Raw genomic sequence first — 21167 nt, forward strand, 5'->3', positions numbered from 1 at the left:
TCATGTCCCGCCGTGCGTGGCCTGGTTCTCTTCCGCGGGTGGTGGTTCCCGGTCGTCCAGCGGTACGCGGGCCAGCAGGCGGAAGCCCTTGCGGACAGGCCCCGCGTCCAGCGTGCCGCCGACCGCGCGCAGGCGTTCCGCGAGGCCGGTCAGGCCGTTGCCCCGGGTTCCGTTCTCCCGGGTTCCGTTCTCCCGGGTTCCGTTGGCCGGGGTTCCATTGCCCAGGGTGCCGCCACTCGGCGTTCCGCCACCCCGGGTTCCGCTGGCGCCGCCCGTGCCGTCGTTCTCCACGACGAGCTCGCAGGACCTGCCGTCCAGGCCCTGGCGGACGACGAGGTCCACGGTGCAGCGGGACGCGTCCGCGTGGCGTACGACATTGGTGACCGCCTCGCGCAGCGCCCAGGCGAGGGCCTCCTCCGCGGCGGCCGGCAGGTCGGGCGCGGCGGCGGGCACCGTCGCCGTGATGCCGGCCGCGGTCAACGCCGTGCGCGCGCCCGCCAGTTCGCCCGGGAGCGTGGCGCGGCGGTAGCCCGTGACGGCCTCGCGCACGTCGGCCAGGGCCTGGCGGCTGACGCGCTCGATGTCGGCGACCTGCTCGGCGGCCTTCTCGGGGTGGCCGGGCAGCATCCGGCCCGCCAGCTCGCTCTTGAGCGTGATCAGCGACAGGGAGTGCCCGAGGAGGTCGTGCAGGTCCCGGGCCAGGCGCAGCCGTTCCTGGGTGGCGGCGAGTTCCGCGACCGTGGCGCGGGCCTCGCGCAGCTCGATCGTGGTGCGTACGAGCTGCCGTACGCCACACATCGCGAAGCCGATCATCAGCGTCAACAGGCCGAGGGACGCGACCACTTCGCCGACCGGCTCGGTGCGCCTGCCGACGAGGACCATCGTGACCGTGACCAGCGGGATCGCCCAGCGCGCGTGCCGGAAGGGCAGGACCGCGCCCGCCGCCACGGAGACGTAGACGAACAGACCGAGCCAGCTGTCCCCGAGGCCGTACGCGAGCGTCGCGCCGAGCCCGTACAGGAAGAGCAGCGAGAGGCCGGGGACGAGCCAGGAGCCGATACGGGAGGTGAAGCGGAAGACCAGGGAGAGGTACACACCGACGAAGGCGGCCAGACCCAGCCAGCCCAGGGCCGTGGCGGCGGCGGTGTGGCGGCCGTCGGCCAGGTCCTTGACCGGGGCGGCCAGGAAGACCAGCCAGATGCCGATCCACACCATCTTGGACAGGGCCACGCGGCGGCTCGTGGGCGGGCGGCCGATCGGGAGCTCGATGTCCTCGGTTCTCTCGCTCATGGAAAGGAATCATCGCCCGGCCCGCGCACGCCCCGGGCGACGGGTCCCGCGCACCTCAAGCAAACGCCGTGGACGCCCGGCACGACGGGTCGTGCCGGGCGTCCGGAGTCGGTTCGGGAACGTGAACCGGAAGGGATCAGCTGGGGTTCGTCTCGATGGTCACGATCCGCTCCGCCGCCGTCTTGCCGCGCAGCGCCTGACGCACCGCGCCGATCACGTCCTGCTCGGTGACGGCGGTCTTCTCTCCGGTGCCGCGCGTGATCATGACCCCGTCGAAGGTCGAGCCGTAGAGCTCCTTGAGCGCCGCGGGGTCGTACTTCTCGGTGAGCTGGCCGTCCGGCGTGGAGACCACCCGGACGAACTTGTAGATCGACTTCTCCGGCGAGAACTGGACGAACTCCCCGGACTCCGCCCGTACCGTGATCATCCCGGACATCGCCGGAGTGGCGAACTCCTTCATCATCCGGTCGACTTCGGCCTTGGTCACCTTGGGCTCGGCCGTGACCACCGGCAGTTCGACGGCCTCGCTCCGGCCCGTCTCGAGCTGTCGGCGGTACGCCGCCTCTATGGCCGCGACCGAGCCCTGCGGGTTGATCCGCTTGCCTTCCTTGCCGTACACCGGCGTGGCCTTGCCCGGGGACAGCGTGATCCCGCCCTCGCCCGAGGAGGTGGCACCCGAGATGCGCTCCAGGGCGTCCGTGAGCTTCTCCTCGTCGACCGGCAGCTCGGCCTCGACCACACGCTCGCCGCCGAACAGCGAACCGATCACGGACACCGGGTTGTAGTCGCTGCCGGCCGCCTCGCGCACCGTGGCCTGGGTGTCGAGCGAGAGGCCCGCCTGCTCGGGTTCGAGCGCGGCCTTCTTGCCGTCCACGGTGAGCTGCAACGGCTCGGTGGTGCGCTTGCCGAGTGCGGCGTCCAGCTTCTTGACGGCCTCGTCACGCGTGCCGCCGCCGATGTCCACGCCGAGCACCGTGGTGCCCTTGGGGACGTCGGAGTGGTTCATGAGCAGGCCCGCGCCGTACGCGATGCCGAACAGGCCGATGACTCCACCGGCCGCGAGGACCAGTTTGTTGCGGCCCTTCTTCGCGGGACGCGCGGTGGTAGCGGGCCGGGCCGGCTGCGGCGAGATCTGCACCGGCGCCGCGCCGTCACCGGCGGGCGGTCCCTGCGGTGCGAACGGGCTCGGAGGGGCGCCCTGCCCCGGCGGCACCACGGGGATGCCGCTGGTCAGAGTGTCGCCGGAGACCTGTCCGGGCGCGGGCGAAGGCGTCGGGCCGGGGGCCGGTGCGGGCTTCTGCGGGGTGAGGACGGCGGTGTCGTCGCTCATCCGCGGCGGCTCGGGGCCCTCCTGGAGGAAGGAGGGGCCGGGCTGCTGCACCGGGTCCGGCGTACGGCCGGCGGGGGCTGCGGGAGCGCCCTGCTGGCGGAAGGCGGCCGGCGGCGGCGCGCCCGCGCCGGTCGCGGGGCCGGTGGTGGGTCCGGCCGGTCCGGAAGGAGCCGGCGGCGGGGTCATCGGACCCGTGCCGTTCGGCCCGCCGAGCGGCCCGCTGCCGCCCGGACGCCCCGCGGGCCCGCGGCCGGGCGCGCCGGCCGGGCCCGAAGGCGAACTCGTGGGCGCGGTGGGGCCGGTGGCGCCGCCGCCGAGGTCGCTCAGCGCGCTCTTCGGCGGAGCGGGCCGCTGTCCGGGCTCCTGCTTGGCGCCGCCACGGTACGGAAGGTCGCCGCGCGGCGGCGTACCGCCCGCGGGCGTCCGGCCGCCGCCCGGCGCGGAGGCTCCGCCCTGGCCGGCCGAAGCACCCGAGGCGCCGGAAGCACCCGCAGCGGAGGACGCCGCCGCGGGCTTGCGCGGGGCGAACCAGTCGCTCGTCTTCTCCTCGCCCGCGCCCTTGCCGTCACCGGACGCGGCCGGCTCCTGCGGGGCGGGCTCGGGTGCGGGCGCCGCGTGCGCCTTGGGCACGCCGGGGATGTCCTGGCCCGCGGAGCCGCCCGCGCCGCCCCCGGAACCGCCCGCGTCCTCACCGACGGGCTTGCGCACGACGACGGGCGGGATGGGGCGCGAACCGGGGATGTTGATCCGGATGCGGGTGGTCAGCGTGGTCTGCGTCTCGGGCTCGTCGGCCGGCGGCTCGACCGGCTCCATGCGGTCGGCGTCCAGACCCGCGTCCGGTCCGCCGGCCGGGGTCCCGTACGGCGGCGTGCCCGAGGGGTAGGCGGCACCTCCGCGCCCCTGGGGCCCGGAGGACGGACTGTCAGTTTCTCGACTCAAGGCAGGTTCTCCCGATCGGCTTCACCGCTCGGCCTTCGTCTCGCAGAGCCTCTGTACGACGTGCTGAGACTGTGATGGGGCCCGGTTTTCCCGAGTCCCGTTCTGCAAACGACCGTGTGTGGACGGCCCGGCGGCGCGCACCACCATACTGGCCGCGCCCGGCACGCATCCTGTGACCGTCTTCAAACGCGGACGGCCAGGCGGTGTAAGTGGTACGTCACTTGGCAAGTCGGGCGGCAAGGCCGCCTGGTTGCGAGGGGGCGCCGAGCGTGGCACACATCACAGCAACTGCCATACCACCGAGGAGATAGAGGTACGAGCTCACCCCGGTGCCGAACACGAAGTCGCCCTCGGGCCGGGTGGTGGTGAGGAACAGGACGGTGAGCAGCCAGCCCGCGCAGGGCGCGTAGGCCCCGGCCCGTGCGCCGAGTGCCCGCGCACCGCCGTAGAACACCCCGGCCGCACCGAGCAGCGCGAGGAGCAACCCGGCCGGGAACCAGGCGGCTTGGAGCAGTGCGCCCGCGACCCCGGCCAGGACGCCGAGGATCACGAGGACCACGTAGACCAGGACGCGTACGCCCGTGGGGAGCGGCTTCACCGGCTCCTGCGCCGGCCGCTCCGGTCCGGAACGGTCCGCTTTGGGGCCACTTGTCGCCCGGGCCGGCTTCGGGGTGCTGCTCATGCCTGCTCCTCACGCTGTGCGCCGCTCATGCCCTGCTCCTCCTGCGGTGCGAGGCCGGCGAAGAGGTCGTCCTCGAGCTGCCCGGCGGCGGCCCCCGACTCCCCTCGCACCAACTCGTAGTACTCGTCGGCGAAGAGCGGCTGCGCCAGGTTGTTGGAGAGCGCGAACCAGGGCTCGACCACCTCGACCTGGGTGGCGTGGGCGCGCATCGCGGCGGCCTTGGCGGCGGCGTACGGCCCGGCCGCGATCTTCGTCGTGACGGCCGCGTCGTCCACCACGCCCGGTACGTCGCCGATCACCGCGGCCTCGGCCCAGGGCAGCCGGCCCAGCTCCCCGCGCAGCGCCGCGAAGCGCTCCTCGGCCACCGAGCGCGGCACCCGGTTGTAGTAGATCTTCGCGATGGTGTGCGCCTCGCCGAGGTCGCGGCGGAAGGCCCGCTCGGCCGCGAGGTCGGCGGCGCGCAGGGCGACGCGGTGGGCCTTGATGTGGTCGGGGTGGCCGTAGCCGCCGTTCTCGTCGTAGGTGACGAGCACCTGCGGGCGCACCTCGCGGATCACGGCGACCAGCTCGGCCGCGGCCTCGTCGAGGTCCGCCGACCAGAAGCCCGCCTCGTTGGTGGCCAGGCCCATCATCCCGGAGTCGCGGTAGCGGCCGGGGCCGCCGAGGAAGCGGTGGTCGGTGACGCCCAGCTCCTTCATGGCCCGGTCGAGCTCCCCGATGCGGTGCGGGCCCAGGGTGTTCTCGCGGTCGGGGGTCAGATGGGCGAGCTCGGCCGGGATGACCTCGCCCTCCTCGCCGAGCGTGCAGGTCACGAGCGTGACGTGGGCGCCCTCGGCCGCGTACCTGGCCATGGTGGTGCCGTTGTTGATCGACTCGTCGTCGGGGTGCGCGTGCACGAGGAGCAGGCGCCGACGGCGGGCGGGCTGTTCGGTCATGGGGCAAGCGTACGAGGCGCCCCGCGCGGGAGCCGAGACCCGGCCGCTCGGCTCAGAACTTGATGTCGCCCAGCATCGACGCGATGTTGGTGGTCACGTCGCTGATGGTGGGAGCCACCGACGAACTGGCGAGGTAGAAGCCGAGCAGCACGCAGACGATCGCGTGCATCGCGTTCAGACCGGACTTCTTGATGAAGATGACGACGAGGATCGCAAACAGCACCACCGCCGAGATCGAGAGTGCCACGCGGCCGGCCTCCAAGCATCAAGTCCTTTGACCCGTAAGGCTGTACGGGCTCCGCCAGGTTCCTACCACCCAGCGCTACGGATCATAACTTTCCGTACGAACGCATGGTTGGTGCATGGCAGCAAAGGGGGCGCACGCATTCCGGACGGCGGGCTGCACAAGAGGTCCGATCTCAAGGAGGCGCGGCGGCGTCGGGATCAGTAGCCTCGGGGGATGACCACCGGACAGCAGTCTTTCCCCCGACGGCATGCGCGTACACAGAGGTTCTCGCTGGGCACTCCGCGGGCGTTCACCGTGTCACCCGATGGAGAGCGCGTGATCTTCCTGAGGTCCCGTTCGGGTACGGATCGCGGAAATCTGCTGTGGGTCCTCGACGTCGAGGAGGGCGTGGAGCGGATCGCCGCGGATCCGGAGGTGCTGCTCGGGGGCGCCGAGGAGGAGTTGTCGCCCGCGGAGCGCGCGCGGCGCGAGCGCAGCCGGGAGTTCTCCTCGGGTGTGGTGGCGTATGCGACCGACGCCGCCGCCGAGTTGGCCTCGTTCGCCCTGTCCGGGCGTCTTTTCACCTGCGAGCTGCGCGCCGGGACCGCGCGTGAACTGCGGGTTCCCGGTGCGGTGATCGACCCGCGGCCCTCCCCGGACGGCCGGCTCGTCGCGTACGTCGCGCAGGGCGCGCTGCGCGTGGTGGGCGCCGAGGGCGAGGGCGACGTGGCGCTCGCCGAGCCCGAGGGCCCCGAAGTGACGTACGGACTCGCGGAGTTCATCGCCGCCGAGGAGATGCACCGCTACCGGGGCTTCTGGTGGTCGCCGGAGTCGGACCGGCTGCTCGTCGCCCGCGTGGACAACTCCCCGGTGCAGCGCTGGTGGATCGCCGACCCCGCGCACCCCGAGGCCGACCCGGTGCAGATCGGCTATCCGGCGGCCGGTACGCCCAACGCCGAGGTGCGGCTCTTCGTGCTCGGCCTCGACGGCTCGCGCACCGAGGTGAACTGGGACCACGACCGCTATCCGTATCTGGGCCGGGTGCACTGGTCGTCGGCCGGGGCGCCGCTGCTCCTCGTCCAGACCCGTGACCAGGGCGGACAGGTCTATCTCGCGGCGAACCCGGACGACGGCTCGACGCGGATGGTGCACGCGGACGAGGACGAGGCGTGGCTGGAGCTGTTCGCCGGTGCGCCCGCCTGGTCGCCGAGCGGACGGCTCGTGCGGATCGCGGACGAGGGGGGCGCACGGGTCCTCGCGGTGGGCGAACGGCCGCTGACCGGAGCGCAGTTGCAGGTCCGCTCGGTCCTGGACATCGGCGAGAGCGACGTCCTCGTCCAGGCGTCGGCGGGCGCCGAGGCCACCGCGCCCGAGACCGGTGAGGTGCATGTCTACCGGGTCAACGAGCTGGGCGTGGAACGGCTCTCGCAGGAGCCGGGCGTGCACTCCGCGGTCCGCTCGGGCCCGGTCACGGTGCTCGTCTCGGCCCGGCCCGGACACCCCGGCACGCAGGTGCAGGTGTTCAAGGACGGCAAGCAGAGGGCGGTCGTCGCGTCGTACGCGGAGCAGCCCGGCATCACCCCGCGCATGACCCTGACCGAAGCGGGCGAGCGGCGCATCCCGTGCGCCGTCCTGCTCCCCACCGGGTACGAGGAGGCGGACGGACCGCTGCCGGTGCTCCTCGATCCGTACGGCGGACCGCACCACGCGCGCGTGGTGGCCGCGCACGACGCGTATCTCACGTCCCAGTGGTTCGCCGACCAGGGCTTCGTCGTGGTGATCGCGGACAACCGGGGCACGCCGGGCCGCTCCCCCGCCTGGGAGAAGGCGGTCAAGGACAACCTGGCGGCCGTGGTCCTGGAGGACCAGGTGGACGCGCTGCACGCGCTGGCCGAGCGCTTCCCGCTCGACCTCGGCCGGGTCGCGATCCGCGGCTGGTCCTTCGGCGGCTATCTCGCGGGGCTCGCGGTGCTGCGGCGACCCGATGTCTTCCACGCGGGGATCGCGGGCGCCCCGGTCACCGACCAGCGCCTCTACGACACCCACTACACGGAGCGCTACCTCGGCGACCCGAACAAGCAGCCCGCCGTATACGCGGAGAATTCCCTGGTCACGGACGAGGGCCTGTCCGGCGCGGCGGAGCCCGCGCGGCCGCTGATGATCGTGCACGGCCTCGCGGACGACAACGTGGTGGTGGCGCACTCGCTGCGGCTCTCCTCGGCGCTGCTCGCGGCGGGCCGCCCGCACGAGGTGCTGCCGCTGTCGGGCGTCACGCACGCCACCCCGCAGGAGCAGGTCGCCGAGAATCTGCTGCTGCTCCAAGTGGACTTCCTGAAGCGGTCGTTGGGGCTGGACTGAGGGCTGCCGACACATTCCCGTCGTACGCCCCGGCGGCTGTCACCAGCCGGGCGGCGGCGAGGAGGGCGGCGGCGGCCCGTAGGTCCCGTCGGCGGGGTCCCAGCCGCCGTACGTCCCGTACGCCGGTTCGCCCCGGCCCTCGCGTCCGCGGAAGAGCACCAGCAGGGACACGGCGCCGGCCAGCGCGTAGAAGAGCTGGCTGAGCACGTCCAGCTGGACTTCCAGGGGCGCGTCGAACAGCCCGTCGAAGCGGTCGGTCTCCACGATCCAGCTGATCCCGGCCGCCCCGAACACGAGGTAGACGACAGCGGCCGTCATGCCCAACGCCCGGCTGAACGAGGCATGTTGCAGCGCCGAGACCGCCGCCACCAGGGCGAACAGCGCGGCCGCCCACACCAGCCAGCCCACCGGCGGATCGAGTGCGGAGGTCAACGAGGCGTCCCCGACGAGCAGTTCGCGGTACGGGCGCCAGCCGAGGTCGAGGGCGTGGTGCACCTGCCAGGCGCCGCTCACCGCGGCCGCCGCGCCGAGGAAGATGAAGGCCGTCGCGGCCGCGGCGTTCGTGGGCCGGGGCGGCTCGCGCTCGTCGTCGAAGGTGTAGGAGTACGTGGCGCTCTCCCCCACCGGGCGGCGGCCGAACGCGGCGAGCAGCAGCAGGATGAGGCCGAGCCCGACGGTGGCGGCGGCGCCCGCGAGCAGCCGGACGCGGATGTCGATGACGCGGAACCGTTCCTCCTCCATCAGGAGCCAGACGCTCGGCGCCCGCCCCGCGATCGCGAGCACACCCGCGGCCACGAGCGAGGAGGCGGCGGAGGGCGAGCGCACCGCGGTCACCGCGACGGCGGCGCCCACCAGGAAGAGGACGAGGTCCATCAGGCTGGAGTACAGGGCGAGTTGGACCTGGGGCGCCAGGCCCGTCCACAGCCGCCACAGGGGCTCCGCGCTCTCCGCCTCGTACAGGTCGCGCACGATCCATCCCGCGCTGATGAGTGCGATCAGCGCGGCGGTGAAGGATCCGGTGATCCGGGCTCCCCGGGTCAGCGTCTGCGGTTGCCCCATAAGCCGCGATACTCCCGCTGCGTGGGGAGTTGAACAAGAGGCCCGCCCTCACGGAAGCGGCCGGCCGGGACGACATGGCGCGTCCCGGCCGGCCTACGGCACCCGCACGGCCGTACACGGATCAGCGTGACCTGTTCGTGATTCGGCGTTGCGACAGTGAAGTTGCCTGCGTGTTAACGCAGTTGACGTCTCACTTGGTCCCGGAGCATCACGTTTCGTCCGTCTCCGGCACGACCTGCTTCTCCTCGGCGAAGTGGCAGGCCGAGGGGTGCGCGGCGGGACCGCCCTCCAGACGGAACACGGCCGGCACCGCCAGCTCCGGCACCTCCAGCTCGCACCGCTCCTGCGCCTTCCAGCAGCGGGTGCGGAAGCGGCAGCCGGAGGGCGGGTTGGCGGGCGAGGGCACGTCGCCGCTGAGGATGATGCGCTCGCGGTGCAGCCGCGCGTCGGGGTCGGGGACGGGCACGGCGGACAGCAGCGCCTGGGTGTAGGGGTGCGTGGGGTGCTCGTAGATCTGCCGGTCGCTGCCGATCTCGACGATCCGCCCGAGGTACATGACCCCGACGCGGTCGGAGATGTGCCGCACGATCGACAGGTCGTGCGCGATGAACACGTACGAGAGGCCGAACTCGTCCTGAAGCTTCTCCAGGAGGTTCACCACCTGCGCCTGCACGGAGACGTCGAGCGCGGAGACCGGCTCGTCGGCCACGATGATCTCGGGGCGCAGCGCCAGTCCGCGGGCGATGCCGATGCGCTGGCGCTGGCCGCCGGAGAACTGGTGCGGATAGCGGTTGATGTACTCGGGGTTGAGCCCGACCACGTCCAGCAGCTCCTGCACCTTCTGCCGCCGCGAACCCTTGGGCGCCACCTCGGGGTGGATCTCGTACGGCTCCCCGATGATGTCGCCGACCGTCATACGCGGGTTCAGCGACGTGTACGGGTCCTGGAACACCATCTGGATGTTGCGCCGCACCGCCTTGAGCGCCCGCGCGGACAGCTTGGTGATGTCCTCGCCCTTGTAGCGGATCTCCCCCGCGGTGGGCTGCTCCAGGTTCACGAGCAGCTTCGCCACGGTGGACTTGCCGCAGCCGGACTCGCCCACGATGCCGAGGGTCTCGCCCGCGCCGAGGTCGAAGTCCACGCCGTCCACGGCCTTGACCGCACCGATCTGCTTCTTGAAGAGAATCCCCTGAGTCAGCGGGAAGTGCTTGACCAGCCCGCGCACTTCGAGGATCGGCTCGGCGGTGGGCGTCGGATGCGCGTCGGCGATCTCCTTCGTGAGCTCAGGCATCGCGCAGCGTCTCCTTCCAGAAGTGGCAGGCACGGAGTCGCTCCGCGGGGGCAGGTGCCTGAGGGCGGGCGGCGCGGAAGCCGGGCGCGGTGACGGGCAGCCCAGCGAAAGGGCCCGCGGGCCGGGTGACGTGGGGAGAGGGCACGGCATCACGCATCGCGCAGCGTCTCCTTCCAGAAGTGGCAGGCACTTTGGCGGCCGGCGCCGTTGTCAGTGGGCGGCGATAGCCTGGAAAGGGCTTCGGCCCCCGGGCGGGAGGGGACTGTTCCCGGGCCCTCGTCGACCGTCACCTCCGCCAGCGGCGGCACCTCCGTGCGGCAGATGTCCTGAGCGCGCGGGCAGCGCGGGTTGAAGGCGCAGCCGGGCGGGATGGCCATGAGGTTGGGCGGCAGGCCCTTGATCGCGTAGAGCTCCTGGCCCTTCTGGTCAAGCCGCGGGATCGATTCGAGCAGGCCCTTGGTGTACGGGTGGGCCGGGGCCTTGTAGATGTCGTGGACGGGGGCGCGCTCGACGATGCGGCCCGCGTACATCACGGCGATCTTGTCGGCCACGTCCGCGACCACACCCAGGTCGTGCGTGATCAGGATCAGGCCCATGTTGAGCTCGCGCTGGAGCTCCGCGAGCAGGTCCATGACCTGGGCCTGGACCGTCACGTCCAGGGCGGTCGTGGGCTCGTCCGCGATGATCAGCGCCGGCTCCAGAGCCAGCGCCATCGCGATCATGATCCGCTGGCGCATACCGCCGGAGAACTGGTGCGGGTACTGCCCCACGCGCTCCTTCGCGGCGGGGATGCGGACCCGGTCCATCAGTTCGACGGCCTTGAGCTTCGCGTCCTTCTTGGACATCCCGCGGTGCACCACGAACATCTCGCCGAGCTGATCGCCCACGGTGAGCACGGGGTTGAGCGACGAGAGCGCGTCCTGGAAGATCATCGCCATCTCGGCGCCGCGCACCTTGCGCCGCTCGTCCTCCTTGAGCTTCAGGAGGTCCTTGCCCTGGAAGAGGATCTCGCCGCCGGTGATCTTCCCGGGCGGCATGTCGAGGATGCCCATGACGGCCTGCGCGGTGACCGACTTGCCGGACCCGGACTCGCCGAGCACGGCGAGGGTCTCGCCGGCGTCCACGGAGTACGTGACCCCGTTGACGGCCTTGGCCACCCCGTCGCGCGTACGGAACTCCACGTGCAGATCGCGTACTTCGAGCAGCATGCGACCATCACCTCAGCTTCGGGTCGAGGGCGTCGCGCACCGCGTCGCCGAGCATGATGAACGCGAGCACGGTGATGCTCAGGGCGCCGGCCGGCCACAGCAGCTGCGACGGGTAGTTGCGGATGACCTGCGAGGCGTTGGAGATGTCGATGCCCCAGGAGACGGTCGGCGGCCGCAGCCCCACGCCGAGGAACGACAGCGTGGCCTCCAGGGCGATGTACGTGCCGAGCGCGATGGTCGCGACCACGATCACGGGAGCGACGGCGTTGGGTGCGACGTGCCGAAGGAGCATCCGGGAGTTGGAGGCGCCGAGCGCCCGCGCCGCCTGCACGTAGTCGTTCTGCTTGGCGGTGATGACCGATCCCCGGGCGATACGGGAGATCTGTGGCCAGCCGAGCAGGACCATGAAGCCGACCACCGGCCAGATGGTGTCGGACACCACCACGGACAGGAAGACCAGACCGCCGAGGACCACCGGGATCGCGAAGAACACATCGGCCAGGCGCGAGAGCAGCCCGTCCCACCAGCCGCCGAAGAAGCCGGCGAGCCCGCCCATGAGCGAGCCGAGGATCGCGACGCCGAGGGTGGCGCAGATGCCCACGGCGATGGAGGCGCGGGCCCCGTACACCGTGCGCGTGTACACGTCGCATCCCTGCTGGTCGGTGCCGAACGGATGACCCGGTCCCGAGCCCTTGTTGGCCTGCGACAGCTGGCACGCGTTCGGGTCGCCGCTCGCGATCAGCGAGGGCCAGATCGCGATGAGCACCAGGAACACGATGAGCAGCGAGGAGATGATGAAGACCGGGTTGCGGCGCAGCTGCTGCCAGGCGTCGGTCCACAGGCTGCGGGCCTTCTCCTGCGGCCCGGTGCCGCCGGGACCGCCCGGGGTCTTCTCCAGCGTCTCGGCCTCGCTCATCGCGAGGTCCATCGCGCCGCCCGCTCCGGTCGGCGCGATCGCGTCCTTCGCGACTTGGTTGGGGTCGTAGGCCTCAGGCATAACGGATCCTCGGGTCCAGGACCGCATACAGCAGGTCGACAAGGAGGTTGGCCACCAGGAAGACGAGCACGAGGATCGTCACGAAGCCGACCACGGTCGGGGTGTTGCCGCGCAGGATGCCGTTGTAGAGCTGGTATCCCACGCCGTGGATGTTGAAGATGCGCTCGGTGACGATGGCGCCGCCCATGAGGGCGCCGATGTCCGCGCCGATGAAGGTGACCACGGGGATCAGCGAGTTGCGCAGCAGGTGCTTGGTGATCACCCGGCGCCTCGGCAGTCCCTTGGCCACGGCCGTGCGGACGTAGTCGGCGCGGGCGTTCTCGCCGATCGACGTACGCGTCAGGCGGGTCACGTACGCGAGGGAGACCAGCGCGAGGACGATGCCCGGCAGGATCAGTTCGTTGAGCGGGGCGTCGGAGGAGACCGTCGGACGCACCCAGCCGAGCTTCAGGCCGAACAGGAGCTGGAGCAGATAGCCGGAGACGAAGGTCGGGACCGAGATCACGATCAGCGTCAGGACGAGCAGCGAGGTGTCCAGGGGCCGGCCGCGCTTGAGGCCGCTGACCACACCGAGGGCGATGCCGACGATGATCTCGATGACGATCGCCACGAACGTGAGCTTCATCGTCACCGGGAACGCCGAGGCCATCAGCTCCGTGACCTTCTGCCCGTTGAACGCGGTGCCGAAGTCGCCCCGGAAGATGTTGCCCATGTAGTGCAGGTATTGCTGCCACAGGGGCTTGTCGAGGCCGAGGTCCTCGCGGATGCGCGCGGCCGTCGCCGGGTCGGGTGCCTTGTCGCCGAAGAGCGCGGCGACCGGATCGCCGAGCGCGTACACCATGACGAAGATCAGGAAGGTCGCTCCGATGAACACGGGGATCATCTGGAGCAGCCGCCGGATCACGTAGCGTCCCATGACAGCTCCGGGGGTCGGGGAAGGGGCCGCCCGTCAACGGGGCGGCCCCTGCGGGGAGTCGGGTCAGTTGACCTTGATCTGGTCGTAGACCGGGACGCTGAACTGGTTGAGGGTGACGTCGGAGACGTTCTCCGAGTAGCCGGCCGAGCCGTTCTGGTACCAGAGCGGGATCGCGGGCATCTGCTCGGCGAGGATCTTCTGGGCGTTCTGGAAGTCGGTGGTCGCCTTGGCCCGGTCGGTCTCGGCGTTCGCCTTGTCCACCAGGTCGTTGAAGGCCTTGTTGTCGAACTTGCCGTAGTTCGACGAGCCGTTCTTGTAGTACAGCGGCTCGAGGAAATTCTGGATCAGCGGGTAGTCCGCCTGCCAGCCCGAGCGGAAGGGGCCGGTGAACTTGTAGGCGCCGAGCTGGTTCTTGAAGTCCGCGAAGGTGCCGACCGGGTTGACCGTGCAGGTGCCCTTGCCGAGCGCGTTGTTGATGGAGTTGCAGACCGCGTCCATCCACACGCGGTGCGAGCCGGTGTCCACGTTCGAGGTGATCTGGACCTTGCCGCCGGGCAGTCCGCCGCCCTCGGCGACCAGCTTCTTCGCCTGCTCGGGGTCGTACGTGCAGGCGTCGCCGCACATGTCCTTGTAGCCGCCCTTCTCGCCCAGGGCGGGGGAGGTCCAGTCCACGGCGGGCGTGCGGGTCTCCTGGAAGATCTCCTTGGTGATCTCGTCCCGGTTGATCGCCATGGACAGGCCGCGGCGGACCTTCTCCATGCCGGCCTTCGACCAGTTCTTGTCGTACATCGGGAAGACGAGGGTCTGGATGATCAGCGCGGGCTGGTTGATGTAGCGGTCGCCCAGGTCGTTCTTGACGTTCTTGAGCTGCTGGGCCGGGACGTCGTCGACGAGGTCGAGGTTGCCGGCCATCAGGTCCGTGTAGGCGGTGTTGTTGTCCGTGTAGACCTTGAGGTCCACGCCGCCGTTCTGCGCCTTGTCCTCGCCCTTGTAGCCGTCCCAGGCGCGCAGCTTCATCTCGGAGCCCTTGGCGTAGGACTCGACGGTGTACGGGCCGTTGCCGATCGGCTTGGACAGCCAGCCGGCGTGGTCGTCGAAGAACACCTTGGGCAGCGGCGCGTAGGCCTGGTAGCCGAGGGTCTCGGGCCAGGTGGAGAACTTCTCCTTGAGCGCGACCGTGAAGGTCTTGTCGTCCTTCACGACCAGGCCGGACATCGTCTTGGCCTTGGCGGAACCCGACTCGGGGTGGACGTCCTCGTAGCCCTTGATGTCCGAGAAGAACGGCGCGTTGTTCTGCTTGTTGTCCACGTGCGCGCCGTAGTTCCAGGCGTCGACGAAGGACTTCGCGGTGACCTTCTCGCCGTTGCTGAAGGTCCAGCCGTCCTTGAGCGTGACCGTGAAGTTCTGCGAGTCGGTGGTCTCGATCTTCTCGGCGATCAGGTCCTTGGCCTCGCCGGTCTTCGGGTCGTACTTCTTCAGACCCCGGAAGAGCATGTCGAGGACCTTGCCGCCCTGGACCTCGTTGGTGTTGGCCGGCTCGACCGGGTTCTGCGGGTCACCCCACGAGGACCTGACGATCCCGGAGCCGTCACCGCTGCCGCCGCTGCCGCCGCCACCGCAGGCGGTCGCCGCGAGGGCTACGGTCACCGCGCACGCGGCCCACTTGGCGTGTGTGGCTCCACGCATGGAGTGCCTCCTTAACAGGCCTGAACTCAGTTACGGCCCAATACACCCCAAATGGGTACCTTTCGCACGTCGGAGGCGGCTTTCCGGGTGCACTCCCACCGGAACGCGGGAACCCCCGGACGCCCACTCAGGGCATCCGGGGGTTCCCGGTGTCGTACGAGAAGAACTCACGCCGCGTGCACGACGTCCTTCTCCTCGGCGAAGTGGCAGGCCGACTCGTGTGCGGCCGGGGTGTCCTTGCCGACGAACCGCTCGGGGATCGCCAGCAGCGGGACCTCCTCGGCGCAGCGGTCCTGCGCCTTCCAGCAGCGGGTGCGGAAGCGGCAGCCCGACGGCGGGTTGGCCGGCGAGGGCACGTCGCCGGTGAGGATGATGCGCTCGCGGCCCTCGCGGGACTCCGGGTCCGGCACCGGCACCGCGGAGAGCAGCGCCTGCGTGTACGGGTGGGTCGGGTGGTCGTAGATCTGCGTGTCCGTGCCGATCTCGGCCATCGCACCCAGGTACATCACGCCGACGCGGTCGGAGATGTGCCGCACGATGGACAGGTCGTGCGCGATGAAGATGTAGGAAAGGTTGAACTCGTCCTGCAGCTTCTCCATCAGGTTGATGACCTGCGCCTGCACCGACACGTCGAGCGCGGAGACCGGCTCGTCGCAGATGATGATCTCCGGGTTGAGCGCGAGGCCGCGGGCGATGCCGATGCGCTGGCGCTGGCCGCCGGAGAACTGGTGCGGGTAGCGGTTGATGTACTCGGGGTTGAGACCCACGACGTCCAGGAGCTCCTGGACCTTGCGCCGCCGGTCGCCCTTCGGGGCCACCTCGGGGTGGATGTCGAAGGGCTCGCCGATGATGTCGCCGACCGTCATACGCGGGTTCAGCGAGGTGTACGGGTCCTGGAACACCATCTGGATGTTGCGGCGCACCGCCTTGAGTGCGCGCCCCGAGAGCTTGGTGATGTCCTGGCCCTTGTAGAAGACCTCACCTGCGGTGGCGGTCTCCAGGGTCATGAGCAGCTTGGCGACGGTGGACTTGCCGCAGCCGGACTCGCCCACGATGCCGAGGGTCTCGCCCTGGTGCAGGTCGAAGCTGACACCGTCGACGGCCTTGACCGCGCCGATCTGCTTCTTGAAGAGGATGCCCTGGGTCAGCGGGAAGTGCTTGACCAGGTTGCGCACCTGCAGGATCGGCTCACCGCGCTCGACCGGCGCCTCGATGGCGGCGACCGCCTCCGACTCGGTGGCGGCGTCCACCGTCTCGACCTCGGAGACGTTCGGGGTGGCGTCCGCCGGCTCGTTGCTCTTGCTCAGCTCAGCCATGGATCGTCTCCTTCCAGAAGTGGCACGCGCTGCCGCGGCCGGGCAGCTCGCCGCCGTCCCGCTCGGTGACCGGGAACAGTGCCGGGATGTCCGTACGGCAGATGTCCTGGGCCATCGGGCAGCGCGGGTTGAAGGCGCAGCCGCTCGGGATGCGGGTCAGGTTGGGCGGCAGACCCTTGATCGCGTACAGCTCCTGGCCCTTCTGGTCCAGGCGCGGGATCGAGTCGAGCAGACCCTTGGTGTACGGGTGGGCCGGGCGCTTGTACAGCTCGTGCACGGGCGCGGTCTCGACGATGCGGCCCGCGTACATCACGGCGATCTTGTCCGCGACGTCGGCGACGACGCCGAGGTCGTGGGTGATCAGGATCAGACCCATGTTGTACTCGCGCTGCAGCTCCGCGAGCAGGTCCATGACCTGGGCCTGGACCGTCACGTCGAGCGCCGTGGTGGGCTCGTCCGCGATGATCAGGTCCGGCTCCAGAGCCAGGGCCATGGCGATCATGATGCGCTGGCGCATACCGCCGGAGAACTGGTGGGGGTAGTCGTCGACCCGCGCCTTGGCGGCGGGGATCTTGACCTTGTCCATCAGCTCGATGGCCTTGGCCTTGGCCTCCTTCTTGGAGAGGCCCTGGTGCACACGGAACATCTCGCCGAGCTGGTAGCCCACGGAGAGCACCGGGTTGAGCGAGGAGAGCGCGTCCTGGAAGATCATCGCGATCTTCCGGCCGCGGATCTTGCGCCGCTCGTCGGCGGACATCTTGAGCATGTCCTCGCCGCGGAAGAAGATCTCTCCCTTGGGGATACGGCCGGGCGGCATGTCGAGGATGCCCATGATCGCCTGGGCGGTCACGGACTTGCCGGAGCCCGATTCACCGAGGACCGCGAGGGTCTCGCCGGCGCTGACGGTGTAGTTCACACCGTTGACGGCCTTGGCGACGCCGTCGCGGGTGTGGAACTCCACGTGCAGGTCGCGGACTTCGAGCAGGGGGCCGCCGAAGTCGTCCGAGCCGCGGGGGGCCGGGACGCTTGACGTCTTGTCGATGGTGGTCACGTACGCCTCCCTCAGCGCAGCTTGGGGTCGAGGGCGTTGCGGACCGCATCGCCGAACATGAGGAACGAGAGCACCGTGACCGAGACCATGACGGACGGGACGATCAGGGTGAAGGGCGCGTTGCGCAGCTGCTCACGTCCGGCGGAGACGTCGCCACCCCAGGAGATCGTGGGTTCGGTCAGGCCGATGCCCAGGAAGGACAGGGTGGCCTCGGCGGCGATATAGCCACCGAGCGCGATGGTCGCGACGACGATGATGGGCGCGAGCGCGTTCGGCAGGATGTGCCGGAACAGGATCCGCGTCGTCGAGGCGCCCAGCGCCTTCGCCGCCATCACGTAGTCGGCCTGCTTGATCGTGATCACCGCACCGCGGGCGACACGGGCGATCTGGGTCCAGCCCAGGAACGCCAGAGCCAGGATCACGACCCACACCGAGCGCTTCTCGAAGGTGTTCAGGACGACCAGGGCGCCCAGCAGGAACGGGATACCGAGGAAGACGTCGGTCACGCGCGACAGGATCGAGTCGATCCAGCCGCCGAAGTAACCGGCGATCATGCCGATGAACGTGCCGAGCACGGTGACGCACAGGGTCACGCCGACACCGACGGTGATCGAGGCGCGGGCGCCGTAGATGACACGTGCGTAGATCGAGCGTCCCTGGCCGTCGTAGCCCAGCCACTCCGGGGAGAAGAAGTGTCCCCACTGCGGCTTCTGCAGGTAGTGCTTGGCCAGGTCGGCCTGGCGCGGCGAGGCGCTGGTGAAGAGCCCCGGCCAGATGGCTATGACCAGGAGCAGCAGGATCAGCACCGACGAGATGATGAACAGCGGCTGACGGCGCAGGTCGTGCCAGGCGTCGGACCACAGGCTGCGCGCCTTGGCCGGAGCGGGACCGGCGTCCGTGGCGACTGCGGCGGCCGGGATCGGCTCGCCCGTCGCGGTCGTGACCTTTTCGGCGGTCTTGTCAGGCATACCGGATCCTCGGGTCCAGGACCGCGTAAAGCAGGTCGACGATCAAGCTGGCGGCGAGGTAGATGAGCACCATCAGCGAGGCGATGCCCACGACCGTGGCGCCCTCGCGGCGGATGAGCGCCTGGTAGATCTCGTTACCGACGCCGCCCACGTTGAAGATGCCCTCGGTCACGATGGCACCGGTCATGAGGTTGCCGATCTCGATGCCGAGGAAGGTGACCACGGGGATCAGCGAGTTGCGCATGAGGTGCACACCGATGATGCGGCGGCGGGGCAGACCCTTGGCCACGGCGGTGCGCATGTAGTCCGCGCGCAGGTTCTCCGCGATCGACGTGCGGGTCAACCGGGCCACGTATGCGAGGGACAGGGATGCCAACACGATGGCCGGCAGCAGAAGTTGAGTGATGTCCGTGTCGTCCTGGACCGTCGGCTTGACGATCGGCCACTGGAACGCGAGCAGCCACTGCAGAAGGAAGCCCAGCACGAAGGAAGGCATGGACACGAGGATCAGGGTCAGCGTGAGCAGACCGCGGTCCCGGAGCGTGTCGGGGCGCAGACCGGCGATGATGCCGAGGCCGATACCGACGATCGAGACAAAGGCGAACGCGAAGATCGTCAGCCGGATCGTCACCGGGAAGACGCGTGCGATGACATCCGCGATGGGCTGCTGGCTGGCGATCTGGGTCCCGAAGTCGCCCTGCACCAGCCCGGAAAGGTAGTTCCAGTACTGCTGCAGGATCGGCAGGTCGAGGCCGAGCTCTTTTCTCTTGCTCGCGACCACCGACGGGTCGTACGCCTGGTCACCCATCATGGCCCGGACAGGGTCACCGGGCAGGGCGTACATCATGAGGAAGATGATCAGTGTTGACCCGATGAACACTGGGATCATCTGGAGCAGTCGTCGTGCGACATAGCGCCCCATTGGTGCCTCCGTGAGGGGTTACTGCAGCTGTGGGGGCCGCCTCCCCCGAATCGAATCGGGCGAAGCGGCCCCGCACAACCCCCACCGCCACCTGAGTTGCGGCGGGTTTACGGCCGAGTGGGAAGAGGCCCTAAGGCTCTGTTACTTGGTGGTGACGCCCCACACCTCGAGGTCACCGTGGAAGTCGACCTTGACGTTGTCGACAGCCTCGCTGTGACCACCGTTGATGCGGTAGTACCAGAGCGGGATGGCCGGCATGTGCTCGACCAGCTTCTTCTCGACCTCCTGGAAGGCCTTCACCGACTCGTCGAGGGACTTGGCCTGGTCGGCCTTGTTCATCGCCTCGTCGATCTCCTTGTTGGAGAAGCGGCCGTTGTTGGCCTCGGCGGTGGTGTGGTACAGCTCCTTCATGAAGTTGGCGTTGACCGGGTAGTCGGCGACCCAGCCACCGCGGTACATGCCCTTCACCTGGTCGTTGTCACGGGCCTCGAGGTCCGTGGCGAAGTCAGGCTTCGGGTCGCCGGTGCACTCGACGCCGGTCGCGTTGCGGATCGACTCGCAGACCGCGGTCACCCACTCCTTGTGTCCACCATCGGCGTTGTACTGGATGGTGAACTTGTTGCCCGGAACGCCGCCGCCCTCTTCGACGAGCTGCTTGGCCTTCTTCGGGTCGTACTTGAACACGTCCGTGCCCAGGTCCTGGTTGCCCTTGACGCCCGGCGGCACGAAGCCGACGGCCGGCGTACGGGTGTTGTTCAGGACGGTCTTGGTGATCGTCTCGCGGTCGATCGCCATGGACAGACCCTGGAGAACCTTGGGGTCGATGTCCTTGAACGTCTTCGAGTAGAACGCCGGGGTCAGCGTCTGGATGGCCGCGTAGGGCTGCTCGATGGCGCGGTCACCGAGGTCCTGCTTGTACTTCGGCAGGTCCGTCGGGCCGACCTGGCGGATCATGTCCAGGTTGCCGGAGAGGACCTCCTTGTAGGCGGCCTCGACGGTGTTGTAGTGCTTGAACTGGACGCCCTTGTTCTGCGCCTTGTTCGGACCCTGGTACTCGTCCCAGGCCTTGACCTGGATGAGCTTCTTGTGGGTCCACTTCTCGAAGGTGTACGGACCGTTGCCGATCGGCTTCTGGCCGAACGCCTTCGGGTCGTCGTAGAAGACCTTGGGCAGCGGGGCCCACGTGGCGTAACCGAGCTTGTAGTTGAAGTACGGCACGGCGTTCTTCAGCTCGATGGTGAAGGTGTGGTCGTCGACGACCTTGAGGCCGGACATGGCCTCGGCCTTCGGGTCACCCTTCTCCGGGTGGACATCGTCGTAGCCCTTGATGTCCTGGAACCAGAAGGCGTTCTGCTGGTTGTTCTTGATGTTGGCGTACCAGTTCCACGCGTCGACGTACGACTTCGCCGTGACGTCCTCGCCGTTGTGGAACTTCCAGCCCTTCTTGAGCTTGACCGTCCAGGTCTTCGAGTCCTTGGTGTCGACCGACTCGGCGTTCGTGTAGACGATGTTGCCGTCCGCGTCGAAGTCCAGCAGCTGCGTGAACAGGGACTGGATGACATACGAGCCGTTGGACTCGTTGGTGTCGGCCGGGATCAGCGGCTTCTGGGGCTCGCCGACGTCGATGGAGACGTAGCCCGCGGGCTTGCCGGCGGCGCTGCCCTTGTCCTTGCTGTCGCCTTCATCGCTGCCACCGCCACAGGCGGTCGCACCCAGCGCCACCGCGGTGGCTATCGCGACCCACTTGGCGCTCTTGGCACCACGCATGGGTTCCTCCTCATGAGTCCACTTGTTCACTACAAGAGGGGGTACGCGAGATCCCGCCGACACCCCTGACGGCGGAGACCAAGTACCCCAGTGTGCTCGTGAGTCGGCGCTCCCCACAGCGCGTGACCCATTGACCCGAGCTCTACGCGCTCAACTATTAGCCATGGGCTACGAGCCGACCACACTCTTTTGGTCTCGGTTCGATCACACCTGTCGCCTACTTCTT

The 21167-nt window shown here is 69.5% G+C and carries 17 protein-coding genes; 1 reads left to right on the forward strand and 16 read right to left on the reverse strand.

What is annotated here, in order from left to right:
• The 5 genes from BLT97_RS28235 to BLT97_RS28260 all read right to left on the reverse strand — a co-directional run bounded on the left by BLT97_RS28235 (position 1) and on the right by BLT97_RS28260 (position 5423).
• Positions 1 to 1290, reverse strand: coding sequence for a sensor histidine kinase (locus BLT97_RS28235; protein WP_093615119.1), 1290 nt, complete (start codon positions 1288 to 1290; stop codon positions 1 to 3).
• A 136-nt stretch (positions 1291 to 1426) separates the two neighbouring features.
• Positions 1427 to 3559, reverse strand: coding sequence for a hypothetical protein (locus tag BLT97_RS38050; RefSeq protein ID WP_176953913.1), 2133 nt, complete (start codon positions 3557 to 3559; stop codon positions 1427 to 1429).
• Positions 3560 to 3776: 217 nt separating this feature from the next.
• Entirely contained in the window at positions 3777 to 4241 is a 465-nt protein-coding gene (locus BLT97_RS28250) for a DUF6113 family protein (protein ID WP_245769582.1), read from the reverse strand.
• On the reverse strand, positions 4238 to 5176 hold the full coding sequence (mshB, locus tag BLT97_RS28255; RefSeq protein WP_093615123.1) for an N-acetyl-1-D-myo-inositol-2-amino-2-deoxy-alpha-D-glucopyranoside deacetylase: 939 nt from the start codon (positions 5174 to 5176) through the stop codon (positions 4238 to 4240). Before mshB ends, BLT97_RS28250 begins: the two co-directional genes overlap by 4 nt.
• Positions 5177 to 5228: 52 nt before the next feature.
• Positions 5229 to 5423 (reverse strand): hypothetical protein, encoded by a 195-nt coding sequence (locus BLT97_RS28260; protein ID WP_093615251.1) that lies wholly within the window; start codon positions 5421 to 5423, stop codon positions 5229 to 5231.
• A 213-nt stretch (positions 5424 to 5636) separates the two neighbouring features.
• Here BLT97_RS28260 and BLT97_RS28265 point away from each other — a divergent pair, with 213 nt between their 5' ends.
• Positions 5637 to 7760: a S9 family peptidase gene (locus BLT97_RS28265; RefSeq protein WP_093615125.1), complete on the forward strand. Its 2124-nt coding sequence runs from the start codon at positions 5637 to 5639 to the stop codon at positions 7758 to 7760.
• Between the two features lie 39 nt (positions 7761 to 7799).
• Here the strand turns inward: BLT97_RS28265 and BLT97_RS28270 are convergent, their stop codons facing one another.
• From BLT97_RS28270 to BLT97_RS28320, 11 genes are all read right to left on the reverse strand, one after another.
• Positions 7800 to 8819 (reverse strand): hypothetical protein, encoded by a 1020-nt coding sequence (locus BLT97_RS28270; RefSeq protein ID WP_093615127.1) that lies wholly within the window; start codon positions 8817 to 8819, stop codon positions 7800 to 7802.
• A gap of 208 nt (positions 8820 to 9027) precedes the next feature.
• Positions 9028 to 10110 carry an ABC transporter ATP-binding protein gene (locus tag BLT97_RS28275; protein WP_093615129.1) on the reverse strand — a complete coding sequence of 361 codons (1083 nt, stop codon included), beginning with the start codon at positions 10108 to 10110 and terminating at the stop codon, positions 9028 to 9030.
• Positions 10111 to 10259: 149 nt separating this feature from the next.
• Positions 10260 to 11318, reverse strand: coding sequence for an ABC transporter ATP-binding protein (locus BLT97_RS28280; RefSeq protein WP_093615131.1), 1059 nt, complete (start codon positions 11316 to 11318; stop codon positions 10260 to 10262).
• Positions 11319 to 11325: 7 nt separating this feature from the next.
• Positions 11326 to 12315, reverse strand: coding sequence for an ABC transporter permease (locus BLT97_RS28285; RefSeq protein WP_093615133.1), 990 nt, complete (start codon positions 12313 to 12315; stop codon positions 11326 to 11328).
• On the reverse strand, positions 12308 to 13231 hold the full coding sequence (locus BLT97_RS28290) for an ABC transporter permease (RefSeq protein ID WP_093615135.1): 924 nt from the start codon (positions 13229 to 13231) through the stop codon (positions 12308 to 12310). Before BLT97_RS28290 ends, BLT97_RS28285 begins: the two co-directional genes overlap by 8 nt.
• Before the next feature lie 63 nt (positions 13232 to 13294).
• Positions 13295 to 14917: a peptide ABC transporter substrate-binding protein gene (locus BLT97_RS28295; RefSeq protein WP_093615137.1), complete on the reverse strand. Its 1623-nt coding sequence runs from the start codon at positions 14915 to 14917 to the stop codon at positions 13295 to 13297.
• A gap of 167 nt (positions 14918 to 15084) precedes the next feature.
• Positions 15085 to 16233, reverse strand: a complete 1149-nt coding sequence (locus tag BLT97_RS28300) for an ABC transporter ATP-binding protein (protein WP_093615139.1) — start codon at positions 16231 to 16233, stop codon at positions 15085 to 15087.
• On the reverse strand, positions 16226 to 17284 hold the full coding sequence (locus BLT97_RS28305) for an ABC transporter ATP-binding protein (RefSeq protein ID WP_093615141.1): 1059 nt from the start codon (positions 17282 to 17284) through the stop codon (positions 16226 to 16228). Before BLT97_RS28305 ends, BLT97_RS28300 begins: the two co-directional genes overlap by 8 nt.
• Before the next feature lie 11 nt (positions 17285 to 17295).
• Positions 17296 to 18252 (reverse strand): ABC transporter permease, encoded by a 957-nt coding sequence (locus tag BLT97_RS28310; protein ID WP_093615143.1) that lies wholly within the window; start codon positions 18250 to 18252, stop codon positions 17296 to 17298.
• Positions 18245 to 19174, reverse strand: coding sequence for an ABC transporter permease (locus BLT97_RS28315; RefSeq protein ID WP_093615145.1), 930 nt, complete (start codon positions 19172 to 19174; stop codon positions 18245 to 18247). Before BLT97_RS28315 ends, BLT97_RS28310 begins: the two co-directional genes overlap by 8 nt.
• 141 nt (positions 19175 to 19315) lie before the next feature.
• Entirely contained in the window at positions 19316 to 20941 is a 1626-nt protein-coding gene (locus tag BLT97_RS28320) for a peptide ABC transporter substrate-binding protein (protein WP_093615147.1), read from the reverse strand.
• Positions 20942 to 21167: the final 226 nt, after the last annotated feature.

The sequence above is a fragment of the Streptomyces indicus genome, from assembly GCF_900100315.1.
Lineage (GTDB): Bacteria > Actinomycetota > Actinomycetes > Streptomycetales > Streptomycetaceae > Streptomyces > Streptomyces indicus.